The organism is Herbiconiux sp. UC225_62 (assembly GCF_042694625.1).
GTDB lineage: Bacteria > Actinomycetota > Actinomycetes > Actinomycetales > Microbacteriaceae > Herbiconiux.
In genome coordinates this window covers 3,679,456-3,694,138 of sequence record NZ_CP170551.1, presented here as the reverse complement: position 1 = coordinate 3,694,138, position 14,683 = coordinate 3,679,456, and the positions used below count along the sequence as shown (strand labels likewise).

The following is a 14,683-nucleotide window of genomic DNA, read 5'->3' as shown; positions in this document are numbered from 1 at the left end:
GTGTTCCTGTGCCCGCCGATTAGCCAGCGAGCTGAAGTCTCAAATCGTTGATGCGCGTGGCGACGCTGCCGTCGATGACGTCGTCGCCGATCTGGATGCGGATGCCACCGATGACCGAGGCGTCGATCACCTCGTTTAGCTGCACCCGGCGCCCGTACTGCGCGGCCAGGGTGGTCTGGAGCCGCTCGAGCTGCGCCGGCGCGAGAGGCACGGCCGTGGTCACCGTGGCGACCGCAGAACCGGACTGGTCGGCGACGATGGTGGAGGCGAAACGGATGAGCTCACCGATACGCCGTCCGCGCGGCTGGGTGACCAGCTGACGCGCGATGGCCACGGTCTGCTCCGAGGCACGGCCGCCGAGCAGACGCTCGACCAGGCTGCGCTTCTGCTCGGTGGAACCGAGCTTCGACCCGAGGGCCAGCTCCAGCTTCGAGTCGCTGGTGACTGCGCGGCCGAACTCGAACAGCTCGGAGTCGATCGCAGCCGAGGTCGGCGCGGAACTCGCGACGGCACGGATGCCGATCTCCTCGATGCCGGCCAGCAGGTCGGAATGACTCGACCACCGGCTCGACGCGATGCCCGACAACAGCTCCACCGTGGTGGCGCCGTAGGCCGGAGCGAAGAGCTGCTTGACGAGCGCCACCTTGATGGCGGGCTCGACTCCGGGATCCGAGAGAGCACCGAGCAGGTGTGTCGAATCTCCGATGATCCGGCCCGCGGCGAAGAGCTCTTCTCCCGTGGCCAGATCGACCCGGGAGCCGAGGCTCGCCAAGCGGGCCTTCGCCTCCTCGAGGGCTACTCTGGTCGCGCTACCCATGCGTGGCTACTTCTTTCCCGCGGAGTCGGATGCCGCGGTGTCGGATGCTTCGAGGTCGGCCAGGAAGCGGTCGACGAGTGCCGTGGCCCTCTTGTCGTCGGCGAGAGACTCTCCGATGACACCCGACGCGAGGTCGATGGCGAGGCTGCCCACCTCGGTGCGCAGCGAGACGAGCGCCGACTGGCGATCGGCCTCGATGGCGACCTGGGCGTTGGCCTTGACACGCTCGGCGTCGCTCTGGGCCTTAGCCTGGATCTCCGCGGCGATGCGCTGGGCGTCGACACGGGCCTGCTCACGGATCTTGCCGGCTTCGGCGCGAGCCTCGGCGAGCTGAGCCGTGTACTGCTCGAGAGCAGCTTCGGCTTCGCGCTGCGCTTCGTCGGCCTTCTCCATGTTGCCTTCGATGGCGGCGGAGCGCTCGTCGAGCAGCTTCTTCATGCGGGGCAGCACGAGCCGCCAGAAGAAGAAGAGGATGACGACGAAGCAGACCAGCGACCAGATGATGTCGTAGGGCTCCGGAAGCAGCGGGTTCGGGGCTGCTTCTTCGGTGGCTGCTACAAGAATGGTCTGAAGCATGGCGCCTCCTTCCTAGGGTGAAAGAGGGTTTAGAAGCCGAAGATGAAGCCGGTGGCGATACCGATGAAGGCCAGGGCCTCGGTGAACGCGATACCGATGTACATCAGAACCTGAAGACGGCCGGCCAGCTCGGGCTGACGGGCGACGCCCTCGATGGTCTTGCCGACGACGATGCCCACGCCGATGGCCGGGCCGATTGCGGCGAGGCCGTAACCGACGGTGGCGATGCTACCGGTGACCTCGGCGAGGATGGCTGTGTCTGCCATTGTTGTTCCCTTTCGTGATGGTGGAGCAGGCGGGTGCCTGGCGCCGTATTAGTGTTCGTCAGCCAGCGCGAGCTGGATGTAGACCGTGGTGAGGAGTGCGAAGACGTAGGCCTGCAGCACGGCCACCAGGACCTCGAAGAGCGTGAAGACGAAGCCGAAGGCCAGCGTTCCCACTCCGAACAGACCGTAGAAGATGCTGGTCTGCGTCGCGGTGAAGAGGAAGAACTGCGTGGCCGAGAAGAACAGCACCAGCAGGAGGTGGCCGACGAGCATGTTCATCAGCAGTCGCAGTGTGAGCGTGATCGGCCGGAGGATGAACGTCGAGACGAACTCGATCGGCGTCACGATGATGTAGAGCGGCCACGGCACTCCGGGCGGGAACAGCGCGTTCTTGAAGAAGGCGCCCGGGTGCTTCCTGATACCGGCGTACATGAACGCCAGCCAGGCGACGAGGGCCAGCACCAGCGGCATGCCGATGAGAGCGTTCGACGAGATGTTCAGGAACGGGATGATGCCCGTCAGGTTCGCGAACAGCACCATGAAGAAGATCGTGGTGATCAGCGGGAGGAACCGCCGGCCGTCCTTCTTGCCGAGCAGGTCTTCGGCGATGTTGACCCGGGTGAAGTCCAGGCCCATCTCCACGACGCTCTGGAATCGACCCGGCACGACCTTCATACGGCGCGTGCCGATCCAGAAGATCAGGATGATTGCCAGCATCGCGATGAAGCGGATGAGGATGATTCGATTGATTTCGAACGGCGTGCCAGCGAAGAAAATGGCCTCGGGGAAGAACTCCTCGATCGACGGACCGTGGAAACCACCATCGTCGGAGGTTGCCATTGGGGCTAGCAGGTTCACAGCGTTAGCTATCAGCGCTATCTCCTGTTTCGGGGCGTGGAACTTTTCACAGTTCTCGCGACGACGAACGGTTGGGGGGTGTGCTGTATACAAGCCTCGACGGCATTGCTGGACAGCGGAACGATCGTCATAACCCTATCAAGACTTAGGGCATCCTGACGAATCGTAGTGGTCTCATTCGCCGCTGGGAAGCTTCACGTCCGAAACGTACGACATCCGCGTGCGGGCGACCACCAAGACGTCGACGACGAGCGTTCCGATGACCGCTGCGACGATGCTCAGGAAGAGCACGGTGCCGTTGGTCCAAGGCTGTCCGCGCAGGAGCAGCACGATCACGATGAACAGAACGAACTTGAGCATCCAGGAGCCGAGCACGATCACGAAGAACAGCGTCGTGTAGAGCGGCGACGCGGTGAATCGGTTCGCCACCAGGATGCTCGCCACGGTGATCCCGGCGAAGACCAGCACCAGCGCGGTGCCGATCAAGGCGCTGATCGCCCCGGGCCAGCCGTCGACGAGGTACCCGATCACTCCCCCGATCACGGCGATCGCGACGGCGAGCACGATGTCCCAGCGCAGGATGGTCGAGAAGACCTTGTTCGACGAGGGCGTGGGGTAGTTCCCGCGGATCCGGGGCTCGGGTGCATCGGTCGGCTCGGTCACGGTTTAGGACTCCTTGATTTCGTCGGCGGCCGCGTCGAGCGGATCGTCGCCGGCTTTCATGTCGGCTTCGAGGGTACCCGCATCGGCTGACTGCGCCTCGATCTCACGTCGCTTCTCGCGGCTCAACGGGCTCAGCGTCACCGCGGTGCACACCACGAGACCGACGCCGAGGAAGACGAAGGCCAGCCAGTAGGGCTGCAGCACGAAGAAGAGCAGGCACCCGATGGAGATCACCGCGGTCCAAGCGTAGAAGATCAGCACGGCCTGCAGATGCGAGTGCCCCATGTCGAGCAATCGGTGGTGCAGGTGCTTGCGGTCGGCGCTGAACGGGCTCTTCCCGGCGCGCAGCCGGCGGAACACCGCGAGCCCGAAGTCGAGCAGCGGGATGACCAGGATGGCGAACGGCAGCAGGATCGGGATGAAGGCCGGGAACAGCTGCGAGCGGCCCAGCTGGGCGGGATCGACCTGACCGGTGACCGCGATGGCGCTGGTGGCCATCAGGAGGCCGACCAGCAGCGCTCCCGCATCGCCCATGAACAGCTTCGCCGGGTGGAAGTTCAGCGGCAGGAAGCCGGCGCAGGCTCCGATCAGCACCGCGGTGATGAGCGAGGCGAGGTTGAAGTAGTCGAACGGCGAGGTGTCCTGCACGAGCAGGTAGCTGTAGATGAAGAACACGCCGTTGGCGATGAGCGCGACACCCGCGACGAGTCCGTCCAGACCGTCGATGAAGTTGATCGCGTTCATCACCAGCACGACGGCCAGGATGGTGATCACGAGCGACATCCCGCTCGATCCGATGGTCAACCCGCCGATCGGCAGCGACACGATCTGCACGCCCTGCCAGGCCAGCAGCCCCGCCGCGATGATCTGGCCGGCCAGCTTCGTGAGCCAGTCCAGGTCCCAGATGTCGTCGGCCACACCGATCAGCACGATGATGAGCGCGGCGCCGAGGATGGCCCAGACCTTGCCCGGCTCGGCGAACACCAGCCGGAACCAGCTGATCTGCGACGCCACGACGAACGCCACCACCACCCCGATGAACATCGCGATGCCGCCCAGCCGTGGCGTGGGGCGGGTGTGCACGTCGCGCTCGCGGATCTTCGGGTACAGCCGGTACTTGTGGCTGAGCTTGTAGATCACCCAGGTCAACCCGAAGGTGACCACGGCGGAGACGAGAGCGACGAGGAGGTAGAAGCGCATGCGTCAGGCGCTGGTTTCCGGCAGCAGCAGATCGCCGACCACGTCGCGGATGCGCTCGGCCGGCACGGCGCCGAGCCGCACGATGGCGATCCGTCCGTCCGGATCGGTGGCGTCGACGATCGTGGAGGCCACCGCTTGAGGGCGCTCTCCCCCGTCGAGGTAGACCTCGACGCTGTCGCCGAGCATCTCCCGGGCTTCGGCCGCGGTGGTCGCGGCGGGCTGCCCGGTGAGGTTGGCGCTCGACACGGCGAGCGGCCCGGTCTCGGCCAGGAGTTCGAGTGCCAGGGGGTCGTCGGGCATGCGCAGGGCGACGGTGCCCCCGGTCTCCCCCAGGTCCCACATCAGCGACGGCGTGGCCCGCAGGATCACCGTGAGACCGCCCGGCCAGAATTCGGCCACCAGGGCGCGCGCGGAGTCGGGGATGTCGGTGGCCAGGGCGTCGAGCGTGGGCAGGTTGGGGATCAACACGGGCGGCGGCGACTGCCGGGTGCGCCCCTTGGCGTCGAGAAGGCGCTGGACGGCCGCGGGGTCGAAGGCGTCGGCGGCGAGACCGTACACGGTGTCGGTGGGCAGCACGACGAGTTCGCCCTTGCCGAGCGCCGCCCGCGCGAGCCGCATTCCGGTGAGAAGCTCCGTCGGCGCAGAGCAGTCGTAAATGGCAGCCATCTCGTCACCCATGATAACGGGGCGACCCCCCGTTACTTGTTGACCCGGCCGCGGCCGAAGACGAGCCACAGGATCGAGCCGAGGATCGACAGGAAGAACGCCACCGCCATCCAGAGCAGCTTGCCGAAGAACCCGTGATTCGGGTTGTTCGCGATGGAGATCACCGTGATGATGAAGATCACCAGCGCGACGATGCCGATTCCGAGACTGAACGGGTCCATGAAGTGCTCCTAGCGGTGGCGGATTAGCGGATGGCCGTGGTCGCGCGGTCGCGGCCCGTGAGGTCGCGGTGGGTCGCGGCGGCGCGCCACCCGGCTGCTGTCAGGAGCGCACGCATCTCGTCGCCCTGCAGGTCGCCGTGCTCGATCACCAGACTGCCGCCCGGGCGGAGCAGCCGCCGCGCGGTGGCGGAGACGCTGCGCACGACGTCGAGGCCGTCCTCGCCGCCGTAGAGAGCGTGCTCGGGGTCGTGCAGCCGTACCTCGGGGTCGCGGGGCACGGCTCCGACCGGGATGTAGGGCGGGTTGGACACCACGACGTCGACGGTTCCGTCGAGCTCGGGAAGCGCGTCGGCGAGGTCGATGAACACCAGTCGGGCATTGTCGACGCCGACGGCGCGGAGGTTCTGCTTGGCCCAGATGAACGCGGCGGTCGAGTTCTCGACGGCCACCACTTCGGCGTGCGGGACCTCGGTGGCCAGGGAGAGCGCGATGGCGCCACTGCCGGTGCCGAGGTCCACGGCGAGGGGCCGGGCATCCGGGGCCGCCACCACGGCGCGCAGGGAGTCGATGGCGAGCCCCGCGACGAACTCGGTCTCGGACCGCGGCACGAACACGCCGGGGCCGACCGCCAGCTCGAGGGAACGGAACCAGGCCACGCCGGTGATGTGCTGCAGCGGTTCCCGCGCGGCGCGCCGCTCGACCGCCTCGACGATCGCGAGCGTGTCTTCGACGCCGAGCGGCGCATCCGTCACCGTGAGCGATTGCACGCGGCCGCGCGAGGCGCCCAGCACATGCCCGATCAGGAGCTCCGCGTCGACCTGCGGGTCGGGGATGCCGCTGGCGGCGAGGATCGCCACGGAGCGCTCGTAGAGCGAGCGCACGGTGACGGGCCGTTCGGCGGTGTCGACGGTGCTCATGCGCTACGCGTCGTTGCCGACCGCGGCGAGTCGGCTCTCCTCGTCGGCCGTGATGGCCGACTGGATGATCGGCTCGAGCGCGCCGTCCATCACCTGGTCGAGGTTGTAGGCCTTGTACCCGGTGCGGTGGTCGGCGATGCGGTTCTCGGGGAAGTTGTAGGTGCGGATGCGCTCGGAGCGGTCGACCGTGCGGATCTGGCTCTTGCGAGCGGCGGAGGCTTCGGCGTCGAGCTCTTCCTGCTGCTTCGCCAGGATGCGGGCGCGCAGCACACGCATGCCGGCCTCACGGTTCTGCAGCTGGCTCTTCTCGTTCTGCATCGACACCACGATCCCGGTGGGGAGGTGTGTGATGCGCACGGCGGAGTCGGTGGTGTTGACCGACTGGCCACCGGGGCCGGAGGAGCGGAAGACGTCGATCTTGAGGTCGTTCGGATTGATCTCGACCTCTTCGGGCTCATCGACCTCGGGGAAGACGAGGACGCCGGCCGCGGAGGTGTGGATGCGGCCCTGCGACTCGGTGGCCGGGACGCGCTGAACACGGTGCACGCCGCCTTCGTACTTCAGGTGCGCCCAGACGCCCTCGGCGGGGTCGGTCGACTTGCCCTTCACGGCGACCTGGACGTCTTTGTAGCCGCCCAGATCACTCTCGGTGCGCTCGAGGAGCTCGGTCTTCCAGCCCTTCGACTCGGCGTAGTGCAGGTACATGCGCAGGAGGTCGGCGACGAAGAGCATGCTCTCGGCACCGCCCTCCCCCGCCTTGATCTCCATGATCACGTCGCGCGCGTCATCCGGATCCCGCGGGATCAGGAGGCGCCGGAGCTTCTCCTCGGCCTCGGCGAGGCTCTCCTCGAGCGCCGGGATCTCCTCGGCGAACGACTCGTCGTCCTTCGCGAGTTCCCGGGCGGCCTCGAGGTCTTCGACCCCCTGCTTCCACGCGGCGTGCGCGGCGACGATGCGGCTCAACTCGGCGTAGCGCCGGTTGACCCGCTTCGACCGAGCCGGGTCGCTGTGGAGCTCGGGATCGGAGAGTTGCTGCTGCAGGTCGTCGTGTTCGGCCAGCAGCGTGCTGACGGACTCGAACATCAGTCGGCCTTGTGACCGTTGTGGCCGTTCTGCGCGGGCGTGGGCATCGACTTCTGCACCTGCATGAGGAACTCCACATTCGAGGAGGTCTCCTTGAGGCGGCCCAGGACGATCTCGAGCGCCTGCTGCTGGTCGACGCCGGCGAGGGCGCGACGCAGCTTCCAGGTGATCTTGGTCTCGTCGGCGCCCATCAGCAGCTCTTCACGACGGGTGCTCGACGCGTTGACGTCGACCGCCGGGAAGATGCGCTTGTCGGCGAGCTGACGCGAGAGGCGCAGCTCGGAGTTGCCGGTGCCCTTGAACTCCTCGAAGATCACCTCGTCCATCTTCGACCCGGTCTCGACCAGCGCGGTGGCGAGGATGGTGAGCGATCCGCCGTTCTCGATGTTGCGAGCGGCTCCGAAGAAGCGCTTCGGCGGGTAGAGCGCCGAGGCGTCGACACCGCCCGACAGGATGCGGCCGGAGGCCGGCGACGCCAGGTTGTAGGCGCGGCCGAGGCGGGTGATGGAGTCGAGCAGCACGACGACGTCGTGGCCGAGCTCCACCAGACGCTTGGCCCGCTCGATGGCGAGTTCGGCGACGGTGGTGTGGTCTTCGGCCGGGCGGTCGAAGGTGCTCGCGATGACCTCGCCCTTCACCGTGCGCTGCATGTCGGTGACCTCTTCGGGCCGCTCGTCGACCAGCACGACCATGAGGTGGACCTCGGGGTTGTTGGTCGAGATCGCGTTGGCGATCTGCTGCAGCACGATGGTCTTGCCGGCCTTGGGCGGCGCGACGATGAGGCCGCGCTGGCCCTTGCCGATCGGGGCGACGAGGTCGATGATGCGCTGGGTCAGCTTGCCCGGCTCGGTCTCGAGGCGCAGACGCTCCTGCGGGTAGAGCGGGGTGAGCTTGCCGAACTCGACGCGGTTGAGCGCCTCTTCGACGGGCAGGCCGTTGATCGACTCGATGCGCACGATCGCGTTGTACTTCTGGCGGCCGCTCTGGTCGCCCTCACGCGGCTGGCGGATGCTTCCGACCACCGCGTCGCCCTTGCGCAGGTTGTACTTCTTCACCTGGCCGAGCGAGACGTAGACGTCGCTGTTGCCCGGCAGGTAGCCGCTCGTGCGCACGAAGGCGTAGTTGTCGAGGATGTCGAGGATGCCCGCGACGGGGATGAGCACGTCGTCCTCGCTGATCTCGGGCTCGATCTCGTCGCCGCCGCCCTGGCCGCGACGCTTGCGGTCACGGTAGCGGTTGCGGGCGCCCCGCTCGCTGCGCTCCTCGTCGCCGGCGCCGCGCTGGTTCTGACCCTGGCCGCGCTCGGCCTGCTGGGCCTCCTGCTTGGCCGCGTCGCTGTTCTGCTGGGCGCGCTCGCTCTGGCTCGAACGGTCGTTCTGGTTGGTGCGCTCGCCCTGGCCGCGCTCGTTCTGCGCACCCCGGTCGTTGCGATCGTTCTGTCCGCGCTCGCCCTGGGCGGCGCGATCGTTCTGGTTCTGGTTGCCGCGCTGGCCCTGACCGTTCTGGCCGTTGCCGGCCTGGGCCTCGCCGGCGTTGCCGCCCTGCTGGCCGCCGTCGGCGTTCTGGTTGCGGTTGCGGCGGTTGCGGTTGCGGCCGCCGCGACCCTCGGAGCGCTCGTTCTGCTCGACGGGAGCGTCGGTGCCGGTCTCGGCCGGGGCATCCGTCTGCTCGGGGGTGGTGGTCGTGGCTTCGGCGGCCGGAGCGATGTAGTCGTCGGCGGCCGGCACCAGCGGCGCCTCGGTGGCGCCGTCGGTGTTCACGTGGGAGGCGGCCGAGACGCGGCTGCCGGTGGAGCGGCCGGTGCTGCGCTCGATGGCGATGCCGCCGTCGACCGAGGTGACCCGGCGCGATCCGCGGCGCTTGGGCGACACGGGGCCCTCGGGGAGCTCGATGACGATCGGCTCCTTGGGCTGGTTGTGGGCGACCGGTGCGGCGAGCAGCAGCTCGTCGGGCACGATCGGGCCCACCGCATCGGGAGCGGGCTCGCCGGCCGGAGCTTCGGAAGCGGCCTCGGCGGCCGGAGCTTCGGGAGCGACCTCGGCCGCGGCGGGAGCCGCGTCGAAGTCGAGCGTCGGCAGGCCGGCAGGCTGCTCGGCGGCCCCGGCCTGGGCCTGGCGGATGGCCTCGACCAGCTCGCCCTTGCGGAGTTTGGAGGCGCCGGCCATGCCGAGCTGGGCCGCGATGGCCTGCAGTTCGGAGACTTTCAGAGTCGAGAGATCGGCTTGGGTGTTGACGTCAGTCACGGAGATTGTGTCCTTCCCCTGTCGGCTACGAAAAGCCAGGCAGAGAACTGTCCACGGACGGGAACGCACCAGGGTGTGGCTCTCCACACGGAGAACCGGGGCCGGATACGTCTCTGCACGCGGCAGGAAATGAGTTGGAAGAAATGCGACCGGGACGGGATTCGAAGCAGTTCAGGTGGTGCTGCGGTGTTTCAGAGCAAACCTGAGGGCTACTTGACTTCGTCCGGGTGCAGCACCACTGTAGCACCTTTGAAGTCCACAGCCAGAACCAGCGCCTGCCAGGGTGTCGCGGCCCGTGAACCCACCAGTTCGGCGGCGGCGAGACGCTGCCCCGGGTCGCTGCAGAGCACGAGGATGCTGGGGCCGGCGCCCGAGACGACCGCGGGGAACCCGGCGGCGCGCAGCTCCTGGATCAGTCGGTCGGTCTCGGGCATCGCGCTCGCGCGGTAGCTCTGGTGCAGCTTGTCCTCGGTGGCCGCGAGCAGCAGCTCGGGGCTCTGGATGAGCGCGGCGATGAGCAGGGTGGAGCGCGAGACGTTGAAGATGGCGTCGGCGTGCGGCACCGATTCGGGCTGGAGGCTCCGGGCGAGCGCCGTCGACATGGTCTCCTGCGGCACGAGCACGAGCGGCGAGACGCCGCGGTGCACGATCAGCTTCTTGAACTGCGGGCCGTCGGGCGTCGTCCAGGCGATGGTGAGACCGCCGAAGAGCGCCGGGGCCACGTTGTCGGGGTGGCCCTCGAGTTCGGTCGCCCGGGCCAGCAGGCCCAGCGGGTCGATCTCGACCACGCCGTCGAGCAGGCCCTTGGCGGCCATCACGCCGGAGACGATCGCCGCACCCGAGGAGCCGAGGCCGCGCCCGTGCGGGATCGCGTTTTTCGCCACCAGGTGCAGACCCGGGAGCTCCTGACCGTAGGCGGCGAAGGTGTGGGCGATGGAGCGCACGACGAGGTTGGTCTCGTCGGTCGGCACCTCGCCCTCGCCCACGCCGTGCACCTCCACGAACGCGCCCGGTTCGTCGCGCACCGAGACGGTCAGCTCGTCGTAGAGCGCCAGCGCGAGACCGAGGGTGTCGAAGCCGGGACCGAGGTTCGCCGTGGTGCCCGGAACGCGCACCGTGACGGTGCGGCCGGCCAGGGACACGGGGGTCGGGTCGGCGAGGGTCACGAGGCCGCTTCCTGCGAGTCCGCGCGGGAGAGCCCGAGCACGCTCGCGATCTCGGCCGAGTCGACCGGCACGATGGTGGGCTTGACCTCGGAGCCGTCCTCCGAGCGGAGCGCCCACTGCGGGTCCTTCAGGCCGTGACCCGTGACCGTCAGCACTACCGTCGATCCGGCCGGGATGACGCCGGCCTCGGAGCGCTCGAGCAACCCGGCGACGCTGATCGCCGACGCGGGCTCGACGAAGATGCCGACCTCGGCCGAGAGGATGCGGTGGGCCGCCAGGATGTGCTCGTCGCTGATGGCGCCGAAGTAGCCCGCGGTGGCGTCGCGCGCCGCGAGGGCGAGCTCCCAGGAGGCCGGGTTGCCGATGCGGATGGCGCTGGCGATGGTCTCGGGGTTCGGCACCGGGTGACCGAGCACGATGGGCGCGGAGCCGGCGGCCTGGAAGCCGAACATGCGCGGCAGCTTCGTGGTGGCGCCGCGCTCGAGCTCCTCGGTGTAGCCGCGGGTGTAGGCGGTGTAGTTGCCCGCGTTGCCCACGGGCACGATGTGGAAGTCGGGCGCATCCTGCAGCACCTCGACGACCTCGAACGCGGCCGTCTTCTGGCCGGCGATGCGGTCAGGGTTCACCGAGTTGACCAGGTGCACCGGGTAGTTCGCCGAGAGGTCGCGCGCGAGGTCGAGACACTCGTCGAAGTTGCCCTGCACCTGGATGAGCTGGGCGTTGTGCGCAATGGCCTGGCTGAGCTTGCCCATCGCGATCTTGCCCTCGGGCACCAGCACGGCCGCCGTGATGCCCGCGTGCGTGGCGTAGGCGGCGGCGGAGGCCGAGGTGTTGCCGGTGGAGGCGCAGATGACGGCCTTCGCGCCGTGCTCGACGGCCTTGGAGATGGCCATCGTCATGCCGCGGTCTTTGAAGGAGCCGGTGGGGTTCATCCCCTCGAACTTCACGTAGACGTTCGCGCCCGTGCGCGCCGACAGAGCCGGAGCCGGGATGAGCGGCGTGCCGCCCTCACCGAGGGTGACGATGGGGGTCGCGTCGGAGATGTCGAGGCGGTCGGCGTATTCGCGCAGGACCCCGCGCCACTGGCGGGAGGGGATGCGGGGGGTGGGGTCGGCCACTAGGGCGTGTCTCCTTCAACTCGTAGGACTGATTCGACCCGAACGACGGCGTCGTTCGACGAAACAGCCGCCACCGTCGCCGACAAGGCGGCCTCGGGGGCTTCGTGCGTGACAATGACAAGGGTAGCGGTGAGAGCTTCGCCCGGTGACCGCCCGGGTGCGGCCGACGCCACGGTCTGCTGCACCGCCTCCACCGACACGCCGTGCTCACTGAACAGGCCGGCCACCTGGGCGAGCACGCCGGGCTTGTCGGTCACCTGTAGCGTGATCTGGTAGCGCGTGCTCACGGCGCCGATGTCGAAGATCGGGAGGTTGGCGTGGGTCGACTCCCCCACGCCCGGGCCACCGGCGACGTGCCGCCGCGCCGCCGAGACGAGGTCGCCGAGCACGGCGGAGGCGGTCTCGAGTCCGCCCGCTCCGGCCCCGTAGAACATCAGGTCGCCCGCCGCCTCGGCCTGCACGAACACCGCGTTCTTCGCGCCGTGCACCGCGGCGAGCGGATGCAGGCGGCTGATCAGGGCGGGATGCACGCGCACCGAGACGCCCTCGATGCCGCTCTGCGCATCCGTCAGTCGCTCGCAGATCGCGAGCAACTTCACCACGAAACCGGCGCGCTTGGCTGCCTCGACCTCGTCGGCCGTGACCGTGGTGATGCCCTCGCGGTGCACCGCCTCGACCGGCACGGCCGTGTGGAAGGCGAGGCTGGCGAGGATCGCCGCCTTCTGCGCGGCGTCGTACCCCTCGATGTCGGCGGTGGGGTCGGCCTCGGCGTAGCCGAGCGCGGTCGCCGTGGCGAGAGCGCTCTCGAAGGTGTCGCCCTCGGTGTCCATCCGGTCGAGGATGAAGTTGGTGGTGCCGTTGACGATGCCCATCACGCGGCGCACGCGGTCGCCCGCGAGGCTGTCGCGGAGCGGACGGATGATCGGGATGGCGCCCCCGGCGGCCGCCTCGTAGTAGAGCTGCGCGCCCACCTGCGCGGCCGCGTCGAAGAGTTCGGGGCCGTGCGTGGCGAGCAGCGCCTTGTTGCCGGTCACGACGTCGGCCCCGGAGTTGATGGCGAGCAGGATGTACTCGCGGGCCGGCTCGATGCCGCCCATGAGCTCCACCACGATGTCGGCCGACTGGATGAGCGTGCGGGCATCCGTCGTGAACAGCTCGTGCGGCAGCTCGGTGTCGCGGGGCGCGTCGACGTCGCGCACCGCGATGCCGACCAGTTCGAGACCTGCGCCCACCCGAGAGGCGAGCTCGTCGCCCTGCTCGAGGAGCAGCCGCGCCACCTGCGAGCCGACGGAGCCGGCGCCGAGCAGGGCGATCCGGAGGTTGCGGTATTCGATCATCGTGGTTCTCCGAGTCGTTCTCCGGTGTAGGCGGCGTCGCGGGCGAGCAGGTCGTGCTCGGTCTCACGGCGCACGATCAGCCGAGCCTGGCCGTCGGCGACCGCGACGACGGCGGGCCGGCCGAGGTAGTTGTAGTTGCTCGCCAGCGACCAGCAGTAGGCGCCGGTCGCGGGCACCGCGACGAGGTCGCCCGGATGCACGTCGCCCGGCAGGTAGTCGGCGTACACCACGATGTCGCCGCTCTCGCAGTGCTTCCCCGCGATGCGGACGAGCGCGGGGTCGGCGTCCGACACCCGTCCGGCCAGACGCACGGAGTAGTCGGCACCGTAGAGGGCGGGGCGCGCGTTGTCGCTCATCCCGCCGTCGACACTGACGTACTTGCGCACCAGGTCGGTCGCCTCGCCGTTCTCGCCCGGCACGCTCACCAGCACGTCCTTCACGGTGCCCACCTCGTAGAGGGTGGCGCCCGCCGTGCCGATGATCGACCGACCGGGCTCGAACGCAAGAGCCGGTACCGGGATGCCGAGACGCGTGCACTCGCCCACCACCGCGTCGACGATGGCCGCCGCGAGTTCGGTGATCGGCGTCGGGTCGTCGGCCGTGGTGTAGGCGATGCCGAAGCCGCCGCCGAGGTTGAGTTCGGGGACCTCGCCGCCCGCGAGGAGACCGGCGTGGGCTTCGAGCAGCCGCGCGGCCGACTCGGCGAAGCCGTCCGACCCGAAGATCTGGGAGCCGATGTGACAGTGCAGGCCGAGGAACCGGAGTTCGGGATGCGAGCGGATGGCGGCCGCGAACTCCTCCGCCTGGTCGAGCCGCACGCCGAACTTCTGGTCTTCGTGGGCGGTGGCGAGGAAGTCGTGGGTGTGGGCGTGCACGCCGCTGTTGACGCGCACCCGCACGGACTGCACACGCTCGTGTCGCGCGGCGACCTCGGCCACCCGCTCGACTTCGACGGCGCTGTCGATGACGATCACGCCGACGCCGACGCTCACCGCGCGGTCGATCTCGGCCAGGGACTTGTTGTTGCCGTGCAATCCGATCCGCGAGGGGTCGACACCCGCGGCCAGCGCGACCGCGAGTTCTCCGCCGCTGCAGACGTCGATGGACAGGCCCTCGGCCGCCATCCAGCGCGCCACCTCGATGCTGAGGAAGGCCTTGCCGGCGTAGTAGATCTTTGCGGTGGTGCCGACGCGGGCGGTCTCCGTCGCGAAGGCGTCGCGGAGCTCGCGCGCGCGGGTGCGGGCATCCGTCTCGTCGAAAACGTAGAGCGGGGTTCCGAACTCGGCCGCGAGAGCGCCGGCGGCGACTCCGCCGAACTCGATCTCTCCCTCGGCGGTGCGCGTGGCCGTGTGCGACCAGATGGGTGCCGGCAACGCGTTCGCGTCGTCGGGGTGGCTGAGCCAGGCAGGGGCCAGCGGGCTGGACGTCATGGGGAATCCCTCTGATGTGTCGTCGCCCGACAGGGGCTCGACGGATTGGCACAAGGGGGCGAGCGGACCCGGATTGGTCCCTGAAGCCGTCCGAACACTCGGAGATGAGGAAATTCTACCGG

The 14,683-nt window shown here is 68.8% G+C and carries 15 protein-coding genes; all 15 read right to left on the bottom strand.

What is annotated here, in order from left to right; genetic code table 11:
* Positions 1–19 precede the first annotated feature (19 nt).
* On the bottom strand, positions 20–817 hold the full coding sequence (locus ACFJGU_RS18050; protein WP_382305311.1) for a F0F1 ATP synthase subunit delta: 798 nt from the start codon (positions 815–817) through the stop codon (positions 20–22).
* A gap of 6 nt (positions 818–823) precedes the next feature.
* Positions 824–1,393: a F0F1 ATP synthase subunit B gene (locus tag ACFJGU_RS18045; RefSeq protein WP_382305309.1), complete on the bottom strand. Its 570-nt coding sequence runs from the start codon at positions 1,391–1,393 to the stop codon at positions 824–826.
* A gap of 29 nt (positions 1,394–1,422) precedes the next feature.
* Complete coding sequence (atpE, locus tag ACFJGU_RS18040; RefSeq protein WP_066040131.1) at positions 1,423–1,659, bottom strand: ATP synthase F0 subunit C; 237 nt, start codon at positions 1,657–1,659, stop codon at positions 1,423–1,425.
* 48 nt (positions 1,660–1,707) lie between these two features.
* Positions 1,708–2,499, bottom strand: a complete 792-nt coding sequence (gene atpB, locus ACFJGU_RS18035; RefSeq protein WP_382305307.1) for a F0F1 ATP synthase subunit A — start codon at positions 2,497–2,499, stop codon at positions 1,708–1,710.
* Between the two features lie 192 nt (positions 2,500–2,691).
* Positions 2,692–3,180, bottom strand: a complete 489-nt coding sequence (locus ACFJGU_RS18030; protein WP_382305306.1) for a hypothetical protein — start codon at positions 3,178–3,180, stop codon at positions 2,692–2,694.
* Between the two features lie 3 nt (positions 3,181–3,183).
* The gene (locus ACFJGU_RS18025) at positions 3,184–4,380 is read right to left on the bottom strand and encodes an MraY family glycosyltransferase (RefSeq protein WP_382305303.1); all 1,197 of its coding nucleotides are present in this window, start codon (positions 4,378–4,380) and stop codon (positions 3,184–3,186) included.
* A 3-nt stretch (positions 4,381–4,383) separates the two neighbouring features.
* Positions 4,384–5,046, bottom strand: coding sequence for an L-threonylcarbamoyladenylate synthase (locus tag ACFJGU_RS18020; RefSeq protein WP_382305301.1), 663 nt, complete (start codon positions 5,044–5,046; stop codon positions 4,384–4,386).
* 32 nt (positions 5,047–5,078) lie between these two features.
* On the bottom strand, positions 5,079–5,267 hold the full coding sequence (locus ACFJGU_RS18015; RefSeq protein ID WP_382305298.1) for a PLDc N-terminal domain-containing protein: 189 nt from the start codon (positions 5,265–5,267) through the stop codon (positions 5,079–5,081).
* 23 nt (positions 5,268–5,290) lie between these two features.
* Entirely contained in the window at positions 5,291–6,184 is an 894-nt protein-coding gene (gene prmC / locus ACFJGU_RS18010) for a peptide chain release factor N(5)-glutamine methyltransferase (RefSeq protein WP_382305297.1), read from the bottom strand.
* Between the two features lie 3 nt (positions 6,185–6,187).
* On the bottom strand, positions 6,188–7,267 hold the full coding sequence (prfA, locus tag ACFJGU_RS18005) for a peptide chain release factor 1 (RefSeq protein ID WP_382305295.1): 1,080 nt from the start codon (positions 7,265–7,267) through the stop codon (positions 6,188–6,190).
* On the bottom strand, positions 7,267–9,510 hold the full coding sequence (gene rho / locus ACFJGU_RS18000; RefSeq protein WP_382305293.1) for a transcription termination factor Rho: 2,244 nt from the start codon (positions 9,508–9,510) through the stop codon (positions 7,267–7,269). The genes prfA and rho overlap by 1 nt, the downstream gene beginning before the upstream one ends.
* A gap of 209 nt (positions 9,511–9,719) precedes the next feature.
* The gene (gene thrB, locus ACFJGU_RS17995; RefSeq protein WP_382305291.1) at positions 9,720–10,676 is read right to left on the bottom strand and encodes a homoserine kinase; all 957 of its coding nucleotides are present in this window, start codon (positions 10,674–10,676) and stop codon (positions 9,720–9,722) included.
* Complete coding sequence (thrC, locus tag ACFJGU_RS17990) at positions 10,673–11,794, bottom strand: threonine synthase (protein WP_382305289.1); 1,122 nt, start codon at positions 11,792–11,794, stop codon at positions 10,673–10,675. Before thrC ends, thrB begins: the two co-directional genes overlap by 4 nt.
* A complete protein-coding gene (locus tag ACFJGU_RS17985; RefSeq protein WP_382305286.1) occupies positions 11,794–13,131 on the bottom strand; it encodes a homoserine dehydrogenase in 1,338 nt (445 codons plus the stop codon). The genes thrC and ACFJGU_RS17985 overlap by 1 nt, the downstream gene beginning before the upstream one ends.
* Positions 13,128–14,561, bottom strand: coding sequence for a diaminopimelate decarboxylase (gene lysA / locus ACFJGU_RS17980; RefSeq protein ID WP_382305284.1), 1,434 nt, complete (start codon positions 14,559–14,561; stop codon positions 13,128–13,130). The genes ACFJGU_RS17985 and lysA overlap by 4 nt, the downstream gene beginning before the upstream one ends.
* Positions 14,562–14,683: the final 122 nt, after the last annotated feature.

What these genes read in the sequence shown, in the direction of transcription:
- ACFJGU_RS18050 (WP_382305311.1), bottom strand. Translation starts at nt 817, where the DNA reads ATGGGTAGCGCGACCAGAGTAGCCCTCGAGGAGGCGAAGGCCCGCTTG.
- ACFJGU_RS18045 (WP_382305309.1), bottom strand. Translation starts at nt 1,393, where the DNA reads ATGCTTCAGACCATTCTTGTAGCAGCCACCGAAGAAGCAGCCCCGAAC.
- atpE (WP_066040131.1), bottom strand. Translation starts at nt 1,659, where the DNA reads ATGGCAGACACAGCCATCCTCGCCGAGGTCACCGGTAGCATCGCCACC.
- atpB (WP_382305307.1), bottom strand. Translation starts at nt 2,499, where the DNA reads ATGGCAACCTCCGACGATGGTGGTTTCCACGGTCCGTCGATCGAGGAG.
- ACFJGU_RS18025 (WP_382305303.1), bottom strand. Translation starts at nt 4,380, where the DNA reads ATGCGCTTCTACCTCCTCGTCGCTCTCGTCTCCGCCGTGGTCACCTTC.
- ACFJGU_RS18020 (WP_382305301.1), bottom strand. Translation starts at nt 5,046, where the DNA reads ATGGCTGCCATTTACGACTGCTCTGCGCCGACGGAGCTTCTCACCGGA.
- ACFJGU_RS18015 (WP_382305298.1), bottom strand. Translation starts at nt 5,267, where the DNA reads ATGGACCCGTTCAGTCTCGGAATCGGCATCGTCGCGCTGGTGATCTTC.
- prmC (WP_382305297.1), bottom strand. Translation starts at nt 6,184, where the DNA reads ATGAGCACCGTCGACACCGCCGAACGGCCCGTCACCGTGCGCTCGCTC.
- prfA (WP_382305295.1), bottom strand. Translation starts at nt 7,267, where the DNA reads ATGTTCGAGTCCGTCAGCACGCTGCTGGCCGAACACGACGACCTGCAG.
- ACFJGU_RS17985 (WP_382305286.1), bottom strand. Translation starts at nt 13,131, where the DNA reads ATGATCGAATACCGCAACCTCCGGATCGCCCTGCTCGGCGCCGGCTCC.
- lysA (WP_382305284.1), bottom strand. Translation starts at nt 14,561, where the DNA reads ATGACGTCCAGCCCGCTGGCCCCTGCCTGGCTCAGCCACCCCGACGAC.